We start from the raw sequence: 17,870 nt of genomic DNA on the forward strand, positions 1-17,870 counted from the left end.
CTACTTCTTATGGTCCAGATACATCCCGTCATAACCAGAAATGCTTTGATACGGATTTGTATAGCTTTGTTTTGATTTTTTCTGCTTCTTCATGTTCCGCATATCCCTTTTTAACCCTTCAAAAAGAAACTCCATCTTTTGATTAATCACAAGATCATGGTTACCGACAGCTCTAACCAGTTCTTGCTCTGATCGAGAAGGCTGAGGAAGATGGGGAAGCAAATCATCTCTTTTCGCTAAAAGTTTCTGAATATCTGCAATGATTCCCGCTCTATTCTGGTCCGTTACGGGCTGTTCTACAGTGTGTTTCAGTTCTTTCGTTACTGTTAGAAACTGCTCCCACACACACATCAAGCATTCCCGCCGGAACCATGCTGAAGTTTCCTGTCAGCAAGCAGCACCTGCTTCCAAGTATCACGAAACTCCTCCACCATTCCTTGAACTTCATCAAGAACGCCGGTATCATTTTTCGTATTCGCTTCGATCAAGCGACGGTTCATATAATCATAGAGCGGAAGAATCTGTTTCGATACCTCATACTGATCGTCGATGGTGACCATCAGCTCCTGGATAATCTTCTGGGCTTTTTGAATGTTTGTATTTTTTGCTTCGATCTCGTTGCTTTCCATCGCTTTTTTCCCGGCTTTAATAAACTTAATACAGCCATTATAAAGCATGAGCGTCAGTTCCCCGGGAGAAGCTGTGGAAACAGAGTTGTTTTGATACGCTTGAATAGACATCTATCAAACACTTCCTTTAATTAAAAAAGTTCTGCATAATATATGCGGATTGGGAATTCATCTTCTGAATGGCACTCTCCATTGCGCCAAATTGCCGCCAGTACCTATCCTCTATGGATGTCAGACGGTCCTCGAAATCTGTCATTTCCTCATTGATATCCTTGATCTGTCTCCCCAGCAGGAAATTATTGTCCAGGCTCGTCGGTTTTCCGGCTTTGCTCTCAATCGACTTGACCGCTTCCGTCATCGTCGCCTCCAACCTGCGCGCAATACCAGGCTTCTCTTCCGTTCCTGCAAAAAGCTGGCGAACGGAGGATGGATCCTCCTGGAGTGCTTTACGAAGGTCCGCCTCGGTAATTTCCAGTTTCCCACGATCCAGATAGTTGGAGGAGGTCTTAATGCCGATGTCGGCCAGCTGGGTAAACGCACCACCTGTCTCCACGGGAGTGTACCAATTCTGGCGCATTTTACTCAGAGCACTACTGATGACGGAATCGCCTCTAAGCATCCCGCTCTTCGATTTTTCTTCCCATAATTCAATTTCGTTCTCTTCCATTGCTTTTTTTTGTTCTGCTGTCAACGGTTGAAAGTCGCGGTAACGCTTCTCCTGAAGCTTTCCATTCAAGTCTTCGATGATGGAATTATATTTATCAACAAACTCTTTCACTTTATCAAAGGAGTCATCGACGTTATTGGAAACACTGATCGTAGACGTCCCGACTTCGTGGAAGGTGAAATTCATGCCGTTTAAACTATAATCGTTTGTGTGTGACGTCATTTCAAAGGAATTATTGTATTTGAAACGGGCATCTGTCCCGCCTTTCTCATTTAAAACCCATCCAGTCCCATCATTTGACCCGTTCTTAATATTTAGTGTATCGGCTAGAAAAGGAGCCGTACTTCCATTAAAGCCGATTTCCGCACCAAGAAATTTGTTTTCGTCTTTATTAAAGTTTCCTGTTACGGTACGCTCCATCATTACCTTGTCTGCACCTTTATCATAAAAAGCCCGGACACCAAGATCCGAGTCACTGATTTCCTTTAACAAGTCATTCAACGACTTATCCCCGGATACATCGAAGGACACTGTCGTTTCTTCTCCCTCCGCATTGTAGGTCGTAATCGAGAAGGCTTCATCCAGTGTCAGTCCGTTTATAAAATTGTCTTTTTGATTTTGAAGTGCATCATCAGGATCGAAGCTTCCATTAGTTATGCGGCTCTCGCTGTAGTTGTAAGCCCGTTCAGCAAGTGCCAGCACTTCTACTTTATAACTGCCGTTATCTGCCGTCGCGGTCCCTGTTGCAGACACAGCATCGCTCGATGAGCTTGTCGTTTTTTGGGAATAGGTGCGTTCCAACCGCATATCGAACGCCATTTCATCCAATTCCGAAAGCAGCTTGTTCACATCACGATAGGAGTCTCTCTGGTAAGTGAGCCACTCCCGTTTCTGCTCCATTTTGTCTAGCGGCATACGTTCCGCTTTCATCAAGTCTTTTATAATCTGATCTGTATCCATTCCGGATGCAAGACCGCCAATTCGCATATCACTCATATGATCACCTGCTTATATTTTATGATCGACAAGGAACCCCAGCTTCTCTGCAATCGCCGCGTACATATCAAGAAGCTTCTTCGGAGGCACTTCCTTAACGACCTCTCTCGTTTCATTATCAACGACGGTTACATAGTACTCGCCAAGCTTGTCATGAAATTGGAACTGAAGCGAAGTTCTTACCGGTTTCAGAAACTCATTTACACTTTCCACCATTTGTTTCACTTTCTCTTTCTCATTCCGATCGGAAAAATAGACCGCTTTTTGTAAACCTTCCTGCGCGACTGAACCTTGCTTCTGAGCGGTTGTTGTAGGACTAAGGGGCATACTGCTCTGCAGAAGTGATTGATGCTTAGTTATATCCACACCGAACAACTCCTTAAATCTCATTCGCTTTATAATAATATCGGAATAAGAGAAATTAGTTTAATAGAACGGGGAAGAAAAGAATTGCTTACCTATATACAATCTGAACCAAGACACCGACTATACCCTTTTACCTCCAATACCTCCAGCGATGAATTAATCCGTATGGAAGCTTTTTAACAAATCGAGCATATGATCGGGAGCAGAGGCTGCTGCCTTGTTTTCATCCTTAATAGAGATATAAATTTCTTCGCGGTGGATGGCGATATCTTTCGGGGCTTCGATACCAAGTTTCACCTGACCACCTTCGACGGCTGTAATCGTGACAATAATATCGTCGCCAATTCGAAGCGACTCCCCTTCCTTCCTGTTAAGAACGAGCATGATTGCCACCACCTTTTATTTCCTGAAGAAGTTCATGTTTCGTCCGGTAGACGGAATCATTCAAAATGATTTGTTTTCCCTCTTTTGTCCTGACATTGATAACGATCGGTGCCTGAAGGTTTAACGTAGATTTCTCAAACGGATCTTCTAACGTGACGACACTGTACACCGCTACTTCTTCCAGTCCTTTAATCCCCATAGATTTCTCATCAAAATCGAAAGAATAATTTTTATAGAAAAGGTACGGATTCGTTACGATCAAAGCTACATCCGCTTCTTCGACGGACTGTAATACGAAGTAGGTTCCAGTGTCATCGATTGGAAGTAAAACAAATTGATGATAGTCTTCAAACCCGGGCAAACCATGGGCGAATACTAAAAGATCGCTGTCCGTTACTTCCAACTCAGAAAAATATTTTGTCTGTATATACATGCTTACACCTTCCAATCAATCTTCAATTCTGGATAGTGGGCCATCTCCACTTGGACAGCCCCCTTTCTATAGATGTGTTCTGGTTTATGGGGCACGGTTTCAATTATTGGTTTCCTTGGTGTCACGGAAATTTCCGCTTTCCCAGGCTCATAAGAAAGAGCAACGAGTTCGTAGACAGGACGGCCGCCAGGGGTGAAAGTGAAGTCATAGCCGCTGTTACGCTGAGCTTGATCGGCAATTGGACTGCCGCCGTTTTCAATCCTCATCAGCTCGTCTCCTTCGCCGGCCACCCTTGCGATCCCTGACAGCAGGTCTTCCCTTGCCATTCCTGCGAGCTCTCTTGTACGTACAGGGGAACTTTTTAAATCGATGTTATGCCATGCATTCGTTTGGTCAATCGTAAGCTTCCCTTTTTTCTGGCGTATGGTTACATCAGCTTTAGGTTGTTCTATCGACTGCTCGGCCCTTGGTTGACGGATTGTTTGTTCCGGTCTCTTTGTCAAAATGCTGATCTTCCCCGGAGAGGTCTGTAATTGGATTTGCGGGACGCCCATGTTTCTCTTCCCTTTCGTAAAAAGAAGCTTCCTCTATACCAGAGAAAGCTTCCTATTTTAGTGATATTCGTCAGCGCAGGAAGTCCATCAGTGTTGGCTGGATGATCCTCGCACCGACGCCCATTGCAGCCCGGTGGATGCTCTCCTGTGTCTTTAAATTCGTAATTACTTTCTCTATATCGGCATCTTCGTTATCGGACATCATTTTCGTCGCACTGATTTTCTGCGTCTCCAGACGGTCTTCAATCAGCTCAACACGGTTCATCCGAGCTCCAAGGTCTGCGCGTTCGTTTACGATATCGTTGATATGTCCGTCAAAGGTATCAAGAAAGCTGCCAAGCTCCTCTTCGGTACCGTTTCCTTCAAGGGCTGATGCAAAGTTCTCCAAGTCCTGAAACAAATCCTGATTGAAGACATTTCCTCCTGTGACGTTCGTTTGGATTTTTACTCCAGCAGATACTTCGATGAGGACCGGATCTGAACTCGGCGGACCGGAATTTTCCAAATCACTGATATCAAAAGGCGCTTCCAGCGTATTTGCCCCGTTGAAAATATATTTGTCGTTCACCTTCGTATTAGCTATCGTACCGAGGTGTTCTTTCAACTGACGTATTTCTTTAGCGACAGCGGTGCGTTGTCCTTCTTCATATGTATCGTTACTCGCCTGTACCGTCAGCTCTCGTATTCTCTGCATTGCCTGCGTCGCCTTATCAAGAGAGGAGTCCGTATTGTCCATCCAGTTGTGCACCTCGCCGATATTCCGTTGGAACTGCTCTACTTCCTCTACTTGAGAGCGGTAATTCATTCCTTTCATTGCAACAACAGGATCCTGAGACGGCCTGCTTATTTTCTTCCCAGTTGCAAGCTGATCCTGGTATATTCCCATATTGCGGTAGCTGTCGCTCAAGTTGCGCATCATATTGTTCGACAGCATGGATTGCGTAACACGCATTTAGGTTCACCTTCCTTTCTACACACCCATCCGGTTGATGATTGTATCGAGCATCTCATCTATGACAGTGATATTTCTGGCTGCTGCGTTATAGGCATGCTGAAATTTAATCATGTTAGACATCTCTTCATCGAGAGAAACCGAGCTGACTGACTGCCGCTGCTCATCCACGGCTGATTTCAACGTGCCGGCATTTCTGGACATGCGTGATGCTTCCTGTGCTTCTACGCCCATCGTTCCTATCATCGATTGGTAGAAGCTGTTTAATGACGTCTCTTCTCCAAAAAGAGCATTAGCTTCGTTCTGCACTTCAGAGAGTCTCAGAGCATTTTCTCCGTTCCCTGTCTGCAAGGCTCCTGCTGCTGCGATATGATCCGGATCTGTCTGAATCTCATCCGTGAGAGACAGCCTGCCCGCAATTCCTTCTACTACACCATCTTCATTTACTTCGGTCATATCAATAGCGAAGAAATCAGGAACAGCATCCCCGTTTTTTATACTGTTCAGAGACTGTCCTTCTTTATGAATCGTATTGAAAGCGTCAGCAAAACCAGTCGCCATCCGATCAAGATTGGAAAGCATCTCTGCATACGTTCCTTTCTGTTCTCCAGCCTCGATATACCCGCCTGATTCGATCAATGCTTTCAGTTTCCCCTGAGATCCAAAACTTTCAATGGAATACGTCTCTTCTCCTATTTGTATACCATTGGCTGCCGGTCCTCCGTTCTCGTAAGAAACTTGGACAGTATTCACTTCATTAACAGCTCCATCAACAAGTTTCGCTGCTGGAGTCAAATCCTGACCGTCCTTGTCAACTAACGAAATTGTTACATTCCCCATAGCCAGAGGACTTGCCGAATCCGCCGTGTTTTCGTAGCTTACCTGAACGTTCACATGTTTGGAAAGCTGATCAATGAGGCGATCCCGTTCGTCATATAAATCATTAGGAACAAGGCCGTGCGGCTCGACTTCTGAAATCTGCCGATTGATGTTGTTGATTTGATTGGCAATCGAATTGATCTCTGTCTCTGTCACACGTGTTTCCTGTTTGATATCCTTCTGAATCGTCTGAAGGGTGCCCGCCAGGTAATTAAACGTATCCGCTACTGCTTCGCCCCGTTGTTTTACGACGGACCTTGCTCCGGAATTCTCCGGATTCGTGGATAAATCCTGGAGAGATTTCCAAAAGCGGTCCATCGTTGCAGACAAGCCATCCTCAGAAGGTTCATTCATGACCGTCTCCAATCTGCCCAACGCTTCCGAGCGGGAGTCATAATAGCCGGATTTACTGTTTTCCCCACGAAATTGGTGATCGAGGAATCCCGTACGTACACGTTCGATGGAGCCTGCCTGCACTCCGCTTCCCACCTGACCGGGTATTTGCGGTCGGTTCCTTGAAGCAGGAGGGAAAGGACCAGTCTGCTCAAAATTTACGCGCTGCCTCGTATATCCTTCTGTATTCGCATTAGCAATGTTGTGGCTTGTCGTGTATAAAGCGGACTGCTGGGCGTAGAGTCCCCGCTTTGCCACTTCCAGTCCGTGGAAAGTTGATACCATATTCTTTTGCTCCTCTTCTGTTAAGCTTTGGAATCAAACAGCGAGCGCTTCGGCGCACCACTATCACCTGGGTTTTCGTTTTGAGCATAGTTCATCGACTGAATGGATGGCTGCAGAAGATCCAGGGATAGGGAAACGAACTGCAAGGACTGCTTTGTAAGTTCCGCATTCAACTCTTCCTGACTCTTCAAGTCTGCAAGAACATGAAGAAGCGACTCATATGCTCCTTCCAGCATCTGCTTATCCTGCCCTTCAAGACATTCACAAATGGCGGAAACCGTAGGGTTATCCATATTCATTCCTGTTTTGTGAAGCCAGCTGTCGACGGCTGTCCTGCGTTCTTTCTCTATTTTCTCTATCGCCTGAATGTGTTTACGCTCTTTAGTCAACAGCTGCTGAATTGCCTTTGTATCATTAGATTTTAAAGCACTTGTCTTTTGCGTCGACAACGCGAGAAGACTCTCATGCAGCTGTTGCAGGCGTCCCATTTCTTCAACGATCGCATTTACTGTCATATCCGTTCTCCTTTATTCTTTGGTTGACCAGAAATCGAGCATTTTCTTAGCAACCGCATTCGTATCTACCTTGTATTGATCAGAATCAATATCTGCTTTGATCTTCTCGATGAGATTCATGCGGGCTTGATCCGGCTTGTCCGCCTCCTGCATCATCTTCGCTTCCTTGGAAATGTGCAGCTGATCATTCTTCTGCTGCATACGGACGTCCTGTTGTTTCTGGATTTGTTTCTGATAGGGATTAAAATTAGTGGAATTCGGCCCGTTGATTTTCATCGTGTTCACCTCGTTTCCAGTCCGGTTGTATTTACCTCTTTTATCGGTATCGTTCTTTTGTAGTTTAATATGCCTTATTAATCATTTTCTACTGAATAATAAGTCCTGCTCACACGCTCTTTCTCAGCTGCACGCTTTCGATTCTCCAGTGCTTTATTTCTTTCATCGACAGCAACACCACGCGTGATATCTTCCCGGCATCCTTTACAGATTCTACCTTCAGATATCGACGTCCCGCATTTCTCACAAGGGTAATCTAAATTCGGAAATTGGGAGGGATGCAGGCGCTTTTGTTTTACAAACTGCCTGATTCTCTCCTCCGAAACGCCAGTCTTAGCAACAATTTCTGCCACCACAGCCGTCCGGTTCTGTTTTTTACGCATAAAAGTGTACACGGCTTGAAAATCGCTCTCTTCCTTCTGCTTACAGTTCGGACAAACTACCGAAGAACCTTTTATGAAAATGCCGTTACATCTGGGACAATTCGCCACTTCTCCCATCATTCCGCCTCCCAAATCTCTCTTTTATATTATATCGTCAGAAAAAAGAGATTCCAAAGTCCGGAGAGTATATTCATCGAAAAAGCGTAAAAGAATAGACCGCCGGGCAACCCGATTGTTTCAGAAGGGCTGCCATATGGCGGATGGTCCTTCCTGTCGTATAGATATCATCGACGATCACGCAGGGACCATCAACTTCTGTCACCAGCGAAAAAGGATTGATGCCGCGAAGTCGTCCTTGGCGGCCCTTCTTCGCCTGTTTCCCAGAATGAACACGCTTGAATGCATGGATTGGCTTAAGACCAAGATGATGAATGATTGCTTCTGACTGATTGAACCCACGCTCTTTCTCTCTTTCTATACTTAAAGGAACGGCAAGAAATGAGACTTCGCCAAGCTGCTCACGCTTAAAAATCCGCTGAACTTCTGGTATTAATGCCTCCAAAAGAGCATAATCCCCCCGATACTTCCACCGCGCCACGAAATCTTTTGCAGCCTCTTCATAGCTGAAAACAGACCGGTTCCATTCGAGTAAGCCGGGATTCGTAACCTGCCACTGCCGGCAGTCCGGACAGATGCCGTCTCCATCCGGACGCCCGCACTTCAAACAACCGGGATTCTCAATTATCCTAAAAGCATGGGAGCAGGACCGACAGCATTGTTTCTTATCAGGAAGTCTCCAAAAAGTAACCCATGTTACATCCGGAATAATCTCCCCGTGACAGATCAGACACTTCATAATTTCCTGCCAAGCTTGTTCATATAAAGAATCGAATCTACCGCATCCAACATATCGTCGGTTTTGCCTGCGTGAAAAAAGTACACGTCCCCGTCCGGGTCTTCCGGACTCCGCCCGGCTCGGCCGGCAATTTGTACGAGTGCCGGTTCATCAAATACGGCGTGACCGGCATCAATTACATACACATCAACCGAAGGGAAAGTAACGCCTCTTTCCAGGATCGTCGTCGTAACAAGCATCCGGTAATTCTTCTCACGGAATGCGTCCACCTTAGCCGCCCTGTCCGGATCATCCGCATGGACAGCCGTCACACAATAACCTAATTGTTTAAGCATTCGTGCAACCTCTTCCGCTTTTTTAATAGATGGAAGAAATAGAAGCAGCTGCCGAGAAGACGTCTGTTGTTCGGCAATCATTTGTAAAATTTTCGGTGGAAGCATTCCCTTTTTTAAATAGGAATTTAAATGGAAAAGGAGCTTTAATATGGGAACTGGAAGAGGGTGGCCGTGGAATCTTTTTGGAATGAACACGGCAGGAAGGGACTTATTGCGAATGCGTTTTCTTTCCGCTTTGCGAGGAGTAGCTGTCAAATAGACGATAGCAGCATCTGTTTTGGCTGCGCGTCTGGAAGCGTAATGAAGATTCGGATCGTTATGGTAAGGGAAAGCGTCGACTTCATCAATGATTAAAAAGTCGAAAGCACGTGCAAAGCGGTAAAGTTGGTGGGTCGTTGCTATTAGAAAAGGAGCATCGCTAGTTTTGGTCGGGCTTTCTCCATACAACCCCTGAATTGGAACATCAGGAAATGCCCGCTGAAGACGTGGAAGTAATTCGCGTACAACATCCGTTCTAGGAGTGGCAAGGCAGATTCTTTTACCTGCTTCAAGAGCAGCGGAAAGGCCGGAAAACAGCATTTCGGTTTTCCCCGCTCCACAAACGGCCCAAACCAGCAGTTCCCCCGATCCGCGGTCAACGAGATCGCGGATGGTTTCGGCAGCATTATCCTGGGAGACTGTGCGTCTGCCTGTCCATTTGCAGGGGGATGAAAAAAACGGCCAAGTTACGTTAGGACTTCCGTAATAGAGGGGTTCACAGGATAACACCCTCCCCATTTGAATGCACGAACGGCAGTACGTGCAAGTATCACCACAATGGGGCATGTTTCCAAAAAGATGGGGAGACGAATTGCCGCACCTCCGACAAAGGTAACCGGACCAAGACATTTCGATAGATGAGAGAGGTGTAACATAATGAGGAGGTGTATCAAAAGGGAGCTCGTGTTTCAACAACAATTTTCCAGCCAGTTCCGGAGTGGTATGAGCGGGGGAATCGTGCGGGAGCCAGGAATAATCGTCTTTCTTTTTGTTCAACCATAATTTCACCATTGATTCACCTTCCATGTGATAATTAGAGCCTGTTTGAGTCTCACAAACAGGCTCCCTTTATCCTCAGGAGCGGCGGTACCAACCCAGACCGATCGCTCCCTCACCCAGGTGCGTACCGATGACAGGGCCGAAGTAACTGACAGACATTTCCACATTATCATAGGAAGACTCCAGTTCTTCTTTAATCTGCTCCGCTTCCGCAGGACGGTTGGCATGAATGATACAAGCACGGTAGTTCCCGCCATTGCGGACGTCCTCATCAAACAGTTGGAGAATTCGCTTGATCGCTTTTTTATTTGTACGGATCTTTTCGAAAGGAACAATTTGCTTATCTACGAAATGAAGCACAGGCTTCACCTGCAGCAGGCTTCCAACAAACGCTTGAGCGCCGTTCAATCTCCCGCCGCGGTGAAGGTGGCTGAGATCATCCACCATGAAATAAGCGCGCATGCTCGCTTTCATTTCTTCCAAGCGACTCAGAATTTGACCCGGTGTCGCACCATTCGCAGCCAACTCAGACGCTTCAAGAGCATAATAGCCTTGCATGTGACAACTGATCTCTGAGTCGAAAATATACACTTCCATGTTTTCTACCATTTCACCTGCTGTCACCATCGCCTGGTATGTACCACTGATTCCACTCGAAAGATGGATGGCAACGACCGCATCATACTCTTTCGCAAGCTCTTCCAGCTTTTTCGTCATCAATCCAATAGCAGGTTGGGATGTTTTAGGAAGCTTCCCCCCTTCTCTTACCATGTCATAAAAGTCATCTGCTTTAATATCGATCTCTTCCTGGTACGATTCTTCTCCAAAAATAACGTTTAACGGCACCATATGTATATGATTCGTCTGTCGGACCTGCTTCGGTAAATATGCTGTACTATCCGTAATTACCGCTGTTTTCATCCGATTCAACTCCTTGCTTTAATATTTAACATTCCTCTAACTATGCACGAAAACCTTCCAGCTTCTTCTTCCTCTTATTTTACATGAAGGGGTGTAACAATGCATCAGAAAACTAACACCGGCCCCATCTACAAAAAAGGGGTCGTTTTTCAGGTATACATTTCGTATGCCTGAAAAACGACCCGCTTGTTTCCAAAGGTCAGAGTGGGTTAAATAACTTCTACCCATCCATTCTTTATTGCTGTAACAACGGCCTGCGTACGGTCATTTACATTCATCTTCTGAAGGATATTACTCACATGGTTTTTAACGGTTTTCTCACTGATGTACAGAGACTCTGCTACACCTCGGTTACTGTTTCCATCGGCAAGAAGCTGAAGCACTTCACACTCGCGACGGGTCAAGAGATGAAGTGGCTTACGGTATTCGATTGTACGGTATGCGCTGCTTCCTTTCGTCTCAGAAAGGCGGCGATATTCCGCAACTAAATTATGAGTCACTTTCGGATGCAGGTAAGAACCGCCTGCCCCTACAACTTTGATTGCTTCAATCAAAGCGTCTGAATCCATCTCTTTCAGCAAGTACCCCTGCGCACCAGTTTTCAACGCATGAGTCACATAGTTTTCGTCGTCATGGATAGAAAGAATGATCACTTTCATTTCCGGATAACGCTTTGTAATCTCCGCAGTCGCCTCGACTCCGTTCATGCTCGGCATGTTGATATCCATTAACACAACATCCGGCATGTATTCTTCGATGATTTGAAGGGCTGTATCTCCATCGTCGCCTTCTGCCACGACTTCGAAACTGGATTCAAAATCCAAAATTCTTTTTACGCCCTCCCGAAATAATTTGTGATCGTCGATTAGGACTATTCTGGTCGTCATGATTACTTCCTCCTGATTCTTATACATAGAATGGTTTTCACGTTCCCCTGAAACCTATTCCTTCTCTGTCTACATCTATCTTTATCTGTGTTTGGTCGATCTACCCTAATCCTATTTCTATTATAAACGATACACGTCCATTTACATAGTTTTTGTATAGAATATCAATTTATTGGTAAATGGATCGTGACAATGGTCCCTTCTCCAGGGCTGGAATCGATATGAAGGTCCCCCTCGAGCATGTCGACACGTTCCCTCATTCCGACCAACCCGAATGACTTCTCTTTTTTCGCCGAAGGGTCGAAGCCTTTCCCATCATCTTTCACAATGATGGTTGCCGCGTGGGGCTGAATCTCAATTTTCACTTTAACTTCTTTTGCTTCTGCATGCTTAACGGCATTCTGGACGGCTTCCTGTATTAATCTAAAAAGTGCAACTTCGTACTTGGACTCCAACCTCTCCTCAGAACCGAAAGATGTAAAGGAGAAAACCATTCCTTCATTATAATCTTCGACCGTTGTGAGGTATTTCTTAAGTGTAGGAATCAAACCGAGATCGTCAAGCGCCATTGGTCGGAGGTCGTATATAATGCGGCGCACTTCGTACAGAGCAGACCGAACCATAGATCGGACACTCTTTACCTCTGCCATCGCTTCTTCAATGCCCCGTTCACGATATGTGCGGTCGACAAGGTCGGACCGCAGCATCACGTTCGCCAGCATCTGTGCCGGCCCATCATGGATTTCTCTGGACAAGCGCCGGCGTTCTTCCTCCTGCGCCTCAATGATCTGCAGGCCGAACTGCTGCTTTTCTTTTGCCGTCTCAAGCACATCGGACACATGCTTGAAGTCTTCTGTCAAATAATTGAGGACGACCGAAATCTTTCCACTCAAGGCCTCCGCCCGCCCAATCGTCTCTTCCAGGTTGCGCAGCCTTCTTTCTATGTCATCCCGGCGTTCACGCAGTTGTTTTTCTTTTTCTCGTTTCATGGATAAATCCATCTGCAAAGCGTGCGTCTGTTCATAAACTTTACGGATTTCATCTTCTGAATATTTCTGGAATTCTTTGCTAACTTCGGATAAGCGTATACGCGAGAAACGTACTTTTCGGTCCAGAATGTCTCCCTCCTCAATAAGAGTGAGCACTTGGTCCTTTGTTTCCGCAAGCTCTTTATTCAGTGTTTCGAATTCGCTCCGGGATTCTTCACCAATTTGAAATATCTCATCCTTACTGTTGGTGACCGTCTCGACCATTTCATTAATAATATAGTCAAGGGCGATATCCCCATTTTTCCTTTCGCTCATGACAAGTCCCTCCATCAATATTCACATAATCATTCGTATGGCCCATGTCCATTTGTGGGGGTGTTCGCTGAACAATGAACAAAAAAGTATATAGCAAATACTTCTTTTATCAGCCTATGTAATTAGTTCCCCGAGATTGCCGATTATTCCTTCCCTCTATATAATTGAATACAGGAGGTTTGTTAATCGATGTTAGAAACGTATTATACCGTAAAGCCGGAAGGTTCAGAAGAAGTCGTCATTCAAAAATCCCGTTTCATCGGCTATGTGAAACGCTGCGAAACAGAAGAGGAAGCACAATTATTCATTCAGGAAATCAAGAAGAAACACAGTGATGCAACCCATAACTGCTCCGCCTATATGATTGGAGAACATGATTTGATACAAAAAGCCAACGATGACGGAGAGCCAAGCGGCACAGCAGGCGTGCCGATGCTTGAAGTACTTAAGAAAAAGGGGCTTAAAGATACAGCCGTTGTCGTCACCCGTTACTTCGGTGGTATAAAACTCGGAGCGGGCGGTCTCATTCGCGCCTATTCCTCTACGGCCTCTGCTGCCATCAATACGACCGGTGTAGTGAAGAGGCAGTTAATGAAAGAAATAAAGGTAAAAGTGGAATATCACTTACTTGGAAAAGTGGAAAACGAAGTAAGGAATTCCAAATATACACTCGAAACGGTTAATTATCTCGAAAATGTGGAATTGATAGTATATGTAGTAAGTGGAGAAGAAGAAGCATTTATCTCATGGATGACCGATTTGACAAGCGCACAGGCTGAAATCCATGAGGGTACAACTTCTTATGTAGAAAAGGATGTCAAACCCGAGTAAAGGAGCCCGTCTATGATATGAAAAGGAAAAAAACAAGAATTTTCCTTTTGTCTCTATTTTTCGTATTGCTGATCGCCATCGGCGCTGCCGGTGGATACGCTCTTTATTTAACCGATCAGGTCAAACAGACTGCCACGGAGTCCCACCAGGAATTAGACCGGGGAGATAAATCAGAAAAAAGAACGAAAGCTGTAAACCCGGGGTCCGACCACATTTCCGTCCTTTTCGTCGGGGTAGATGAAACTGCAGCCGAGGCACCCTCACGCTCTGATGCTCTTGTCCTCGCAACATTCAATGATGAAAACAAATCCATAAAGATGGTCAATATCCCGAGGGATTCTTATACCTACATTCCAGAGGTCGGCTATCAGGATAAAATCACCCACGCCCATGCGTTCGGCGGAGTGGATGCAACAGTAGAAACCGTGGAGCAAATGCTGGATGTTCCTGTCGATTATTATGTCCGCCTCGATTTCCAATCTTTCGTTGACATCGTCGACGCCATCGGCGGCATTACCTATGACGTCCCATTCGATATGACAGAACAGGACAGCTCCCGGGAAGCAGGTGTCATTAAACTGGAGGAAGGGGTTCAACTCTTGAATGGAGAGGAAGCCCTTGCCTTGGCTAGGACACGCAAATACGACAGCGATCTTGCACGAGGACAGCGGCAGATGGACATTATCCAGGAGATCATCAGTGAAACAATTTCTACCCGTTCCCTGAACAATATGGACAGCATCCTCACTTCAGTCAGTGAGAATATGAAGACGAACTTGACCTTTGATGAAATGATATCCTTTAAAGACTATCTGTTACAAAAGGACGGACTTGATTTCGATAAACTCCAGTTGGATGGAGAAGGCATGTATATAAATGGTGGATGGTATTATCAAGTCGACCAGGAGAGCCTGACGACAACGATTGGTTCATTAAAAACACATCTCGACATGGATCAACCATTTGTAGAAACGGACGAGCCGGAACTCAGTCCGTCTTCTGGAGAAGAGCAAGCCATGCCGAATGAATGAAGTATTTGCAGAAATTATTTCCCAGGCAATAAGATCTAATTAAAAGGAGGTGCCCGGCATTAGCCGGCGCACCTTCTTTTTATCTTCGATTTCGATCACGTATCATGTTCAGAATCGGTCGGTATTCTTTTCCAATTAATCCTGTAACTTCGACAATCAGTTCAATCATAATAATGAGTGCCAGAATAACAGCCATGGCTCCAAGGATCGTTGCCTGGGAGAAGATAACTGCCGCAAGACTGAACAAAGCACTGACTGCATAAATCATCAATACCGTTTCGGGATGACTATACCCCAAATTAAGGAGGCAGTGGTGCAGGTGAGATTTGTCAGGTGCCGAAAGCGGCTTTCGCTGAATAATTCGACGTACAATTGCAAACAGCGTATCAGATATCGGTACACCGAGAATGATGACTGGAATAATGAAGGAAAACAACGTGACGTTCTTAAAGCCGAGTAAAGACAACACACTAATCATAAACCCGAGGAAAAGTGCTCCTGTGTCGCCCATGAAGATCTTAGCCGGGTAAAAGTTATAGACAAGGAAGCCAAGTGTACTTCCAAGCATCATCAGACCGGCAAAAACAACGAATACGTTCCCCATCGTGATGGCGATACCGGAAATCGTCAGTAAGGCAATAGCTGAAACACCTGCGGCTAAGCCGTCCAAGCCGTCTATGAGATTGATGGCGTTAGTAATGCCCACAATCCATAAAATAGTAATCGGTATACTCAAATATCCAAAATCAAGCTGGCCTCCGAAAGGTAAATTGATGAACTCGACCTGAACGCCGCCGATAACAACAATCGCAGCTGCAAGCAGCTGTCCGGCAAGCTTTACCTTAGCCGAAAGCTCTCGCATATCATCAACGACACCAGTAATAATAATCACTGTCGCACCGATCAGCACCGGCCAAGTGTAGGAGCTTTCCGGAAAGAAGAAAATTATCCCCAATGCAAAGCTGAGAAAAATAGCTAAGCCGCCGAGCCGCGGCATTACATTTTTGTGTACTTTTCGATGGTTCGGTTTATCTGTAGCACCTATCTTCAATGCCATTTTCTTGACGAGCGGTGTGATGAGCACAGATGCAATCAAGCAAAACAGCAAGGCCTTGTATTCCATAAAGACCCTCCTCCGGTTTATTATGTCCTCTCCCTGTATGTCGTAAGCTTTAATATTTTTTCCAAATGGATCCGAATAAGAACCCTTTGTCCACGACATATTAACCATAAGAATTATAGCACAACAATTTCATGTCAAACATAACAATTTCTTTAAAATTCCGCCACCCATTTACTAAAAATGGCAAATGGTTTTCCACATCTGGCTTATCCCCTTTTTATCACCCTTCTAATCCTCTCACATTTATATTTAAATTCTGAATGTTTTCGTTTGAATTCGTTTTGTTTGCACCAGTCTTTTATACTCTATAAGCTCGGAAAGTATGTTTTTAAATCTTTAGGAGGATTATGACACCATGACTACGTCAGAAAGAAAAAAATTAGAAAAATCCCTTAAGCCTCACTGGGTCTGGGCTATTGCCTTTGGTTCCGCCATTGGCTGGGGAGCATTTGTGCTGCCTACCGATTGGATTAATCAAGCAGGGCCTATGGGCGTGACGATCGGTATTCTTCTTGGAGCTGTCCTGATGATGATTATCGGCGTCAGCTACGGGTTTCTGATTGAGAAATTCCCCGTAACCGGAGGGGAATTCGCCTATGCCTATATAGGATTCGGTCGAAAGGTTGCTTTTTTCGCCGGCTGGTTTTTAACACTTGGTTATATTTGTATCGTTGCATTGAATGCATCAGCGCTGGCTCTGCTCGCTAAATTTCTTTTTCCGGAATTCGTCCATACCGGAAACCTATACACAGTGGCGGGCTATGACGTATCCATCATTCAAATTGCTATTGCCAGTATCGCTCTTATTGTATTCGCATTATTAAACATCCGTGGAGCGAGCTTTTCCGGGCGTACACAATTCTTTTTCAGCGTGCTGCTCATTGCCGGAATTGTGCTGCTCGCGATCGGAGCAATCCTGACGGAGGGCCCGAGCCTTACCAATATGTCTCCTGGATTCTCGCCTGATAAGACACCAATTGGTTCCATTTTAACAATATTAGCCCTGGCTCCTTTTGCTTATGTAGGATTTGATAATATCCCCCAGGCAGCAGAAGAGTTCGAATTCGAGCCGAAGAAAGCCTTCGGATTGATTATCTGGTCTCTTCTCGCAGCCGGACTCGCTTACAGTATAATGATCTGGGTGACAGCGAGCTCCATGCCATGGCAGGAACTTCTTACCTATATACAAGACACGGGATCGGTATGGGGGACAGGAGATGCGATTGAAAGTTACCTTGGAAGAGCCGGTGTCTTCATTATTGCCCTGGCTGTCTGTATGGGAATATTTACTGGATTGAACGGTTTTTACATTTCGTCAAGCAGACTGACGTTTGCTATGAGCCGCGCCCGAATTCTCCCAGATGCTTTCCGGCGCCTTCATCCGAAATATAATACGCCATACATCGGCATCCTATTTACGATGTTCTTTTGTCTGTTTGCCCCGTGGTTCGGCAGAGAGGCATTGCTGTGGGTCGTAGACATGTCTTCGACTGGTGTAGCTGTCGCATATTTCTTCTGTACCGCTGCAGCTTATAAATTTTTGGCTTGGTCGGAACAAGATAAACACGGGAGCTTCCCTAAAACCGTTGCCCCCGGAAGGAAAGCATTGTCCTTGATCGGAATAATCAGCTCCATCGGGTTCCTCGCCTTGCTCCTGCTGCCATGGTCTCCCGCAGCACTAGGAAGGGAATCCTACATCGCTCTCGGTGTTTGGATTATGATCGGACTCGCCTTTTATCTCTTTAATGCTAAACGTTACAACAGCATCAGCCGCAAAGAAATGAACTACCTCATTTTTGAAAAAGAAGAAATCGATTAATAAAAGAACCTTC

General features: G+C 45.5%; 21 protein-coding genes. 3 read left to right on the plus strand and 18 right to left on the minus strand.

Annotated elements, in window-relative coordinates:
• The 17 genes from M662_RS14695 to M662_RS14775 all read right to left on the minus strand — a co-directional run bounded on the left by M662_RS14695 (position 1) and on the right by M662_RS14775 (position 13,053).
• Positions 1-351 (minus strand): flagellar protein FliT, encoded by a 351-nt coding sequence (locus M662_RS14695; RefSeq protein ID WP_008635569.1) that lies wholly within the window; start codon positions 349-351, stop codon positions 1-3.
• The gene (gene fliS, locus M662_RS14700; protein WP_008635562.1) at positions 351-740 is read right to left on the minus strand and encodes a flagellar export chaperone FliS; all 390 of its coding nucleotides are present in this window, start codon (positions 738-740) and stop codon (positions 351-353) included. Before fliS ends, M662_RS14695 begins: the two co-directional genes overlap by 1 nt.
• 16 nt (positions 741-756) lie before the next feature.
• Entirely contained in the window at positions 757-2,292 is a 1,536-nt protein-coding gene (locus tag M662_RS14705; RefSeq protein WP_026578204.1) for a flagellar hook-associated protein 2, read from the minus strand.
• A gap of 12 nt (positions 2,293-2,304) precedes the next feature.
• Positions 2,305-2,658 carry a flagellar protein FlaG gene (flaG, locus tag M662_RS14710; RefSeq protein ID WP_026578203.1) on the minus strand — a complete coding sequence of 118 codons (354 nt, stop codon included), beginning with the start codon at positions 2,656-2,658 and terminating at the stop codon, positions 2,305-2,307.
• Between the two features lie 156 nt (positions 2,659-2,814).
• A complete protein-coding gene (gene csrA, locus M662_RS14715) occupies positions 2,815-3,042 on the minus strand; it encodes a carbon storage regulator CsrA (protein WP_008635559.1) in 228 nt (75 codons plus the stop codon).
• Positions 3,029-3,475 carry a flagellar assembly protein FliW gene (fliW, locus tag M662_RS14720; protein WP_008635557.1) on the minus strand — a complete coding sequence of 149 codons (447 nt, stop codon included), beginning with the start codon at positions 3,473-3,475 and terminating at the stop codon, positions 3,029-3,031. The genes csrA and fliW overlap by 14 nt, the downstream gene beginning before the upstream one ends.
• Before the next feature lie 2 nt (positions 3,476-3,477).
• Complete coding sequence (locus M662_RS14725; protein ID WP_236096518.1) at positions 3,478-3,978, minus strand: DUF6470 family protein; 501 nt, start codon at positions 3,976-3,978, stop codon at positions 3,478-3,480.
• Between the two features lie 121 nt (positions 3,979-4,099).
• Positions 4,100-4,981, minus strand: a complete 882-nt coding sequence (gene flgL, locus M662_RS14730; protein WP_026578202.1) for a flagellar hook-associated protein FlgL — start codon at positions 4,979-4,981, stop codon at positions 4,100-4,102.
• A gap of 18 nt (positions 4,982-4,999) precedes the next feature.
• On the minus strand, positions 5,000-6,538 hold the full coding sequence (flgK, locus tag M662_RS14735) for a flagellar hook-associated protein FlgK (protein ID WP_008635554.1): 1,539 nt from the start codon (positions 6,536-6,538) through the stop codon (positions 5,000-5,002).
• Positions 6,539-6,558: 20 nt separating this feature from the next.
• On the minus strand, positions 6,559-7,053 hold the full coding sequence (locus M662_RS14740; protein WP_008635553.1) for a flagellar protein FlgN: 495 nt from the start codon (positions 7,051-7,053) through the stop codon (positions 6,559-6,561).
• Positions 7,054-7,065: 12 nt separating this feature from the next.
• Complete coding sequence (flgM, locus tag M662_RS14745; RefSeq protein WP_008635552.1) at positions 7,066-7,329, minus strand: flagellar biosynthesis anti-sigma factor FlgM; 264 nt, start codon at positions 7,327-7,329, stop codon at positions 7,066-7,068.
• Positions 7,330-7,406: 77 nt separating this feature from the next.
• Complete coding sequence (locus M662_RS14750) at positions 7,407-7,832, minus strand: TIGR03826 family flagellar region protein (RefSeq protein ID WP_236096519.1); 426 nt, start codon at positions 7,830-7,832, stop codon at positions 7,407-7,409.
• A 70-nt stretch (positions 7,833-7,902) separates the two neighbouring features.
• Entirely contained in the window at positions 7,903-8,436 is a 534-nt protein-coding gene (locus tag M662_RS14755) for a ComF family protein (RefSeq protein WP_008635550.1), read from the minus strand.
• 128 nt (positions 8,437-8,564) lie between these two features.
• Positions 8,565-9,680 carry an ATP-dependent helicase ComFA gene (locus tag M662_RS14760; RefSeq protein WP_035388326.1) on the minus strand — a complete coding sequence of 372 codons (1,116 nt, stop codon included), beginning with the start codon at positions 9,678-9,680 and terminating at the stop codon, positions 8,565-8,567.
• Between the two features lie 336 nt (positions 9,681-10,016).
• Positions 10,017-10,862 carry a DegV family protein gene (locus M662_RS14765; RefSeq protein ID WP_026578199.1) on the minus strand — a complete coding sequence of 282 codons (846 nt, stop codon included), beginning with the start codon at positions 10,860-10,862 and terminating at the stop codon, positions 10,017-10,019.
• 209 nt (positions 10,863-11,071) lie between these two features.
• Positions 11,072-11,749, minus strand: coding sequence for a response regulator (locus M662_RS14770; protein ID WP_008635534.1), 678 nt, complete (start codon positions 11,747-11,749; stop codon positions 11,072-11,074).
• Positions 11,750-11,913: 164 nt separating this feature from the next.
• Complete coding sequence (locus M662_RS14775; RefSeq protein WP_008635532.1) at positions 11,914-13,053, minus strand: sensor histidine kinase; 1,140 nt, start codon at positions 13,051-13,053, stop codon at positions 11,914-11,916.
• 189 nt (positions 13,054-13,242) lie between these two features.
• Here M662_RS14775 and M662_RS14780 point away from each other — a divergent pair, with 189 nt between their 5' ends.
• Together M662_RS14780 and M662_RS14785 are read left to right on the plus strand one after the other, a co-directional pair.
• Positions 13,243-13,884: a YigZ family protein gene (locus M662_RS14780; protein ID WP_026578198.1), complete on the plus strand. Its 642-nt coding sequence runs from the start codon at positions 13,243-13,245 to the stop codon at positions 13,882-13,884.
• A gap of 17 nt (positions 13,885-13,901) precedes the next feature.
• Complete coding sequence (locus M662_RS14785; RefSeq protein ID WP_008635527.1) at positions 13,902-14,915, plus strand: LCP family protein; 1,014 nt, start codon at positions 13,902-13,904, stop codon at positions 14,913-14,915.
• A 79-nt stretch (positions 14,916-14,994) separates the two neighbouring features.
• On the opposite strand, the gene M662_RS14790 is transcribed toward M662_RS14785, so the two are convergent.
• Positions 14,995-16,038 (minus strand): glycosyltransferase family 4 protein, encoded by a 1,044-nt coding sequence (locus M662_RS14790; RefSeq protein ID WP_008635524.1) that lies wholly within the window; start codon positions 16,036-16,038, stop codon positions 14,995-14,997.
• 355 nt (positions 16,039-16,393) lie between these two features.
• Here M662_RS14790 and M662_RS14795 point away from each other — a divergent pair, with 355 nt between their 5' ends.
• Complete coding sequence (locus M662_RS14795) at positions 16,394-17,857, plus strand: APC family permease (RefSeq protein ID WP_026578197.1); 1,464 nt, start codon at positions 16,394-16,396, stop codon at positions 17,855-17,857.
• The last annotated feature ends 13 nt before the right edge of the window (positions 17,858-17,870 follow it).

This window comes from Bacillus sp. SB49 (assembly GCF_000469135.2).
Taxonomy (GTDB): Bacteria; Bacillota; Bacilli; order Bacillales; family Halobacillaceae; genus Halobacillus.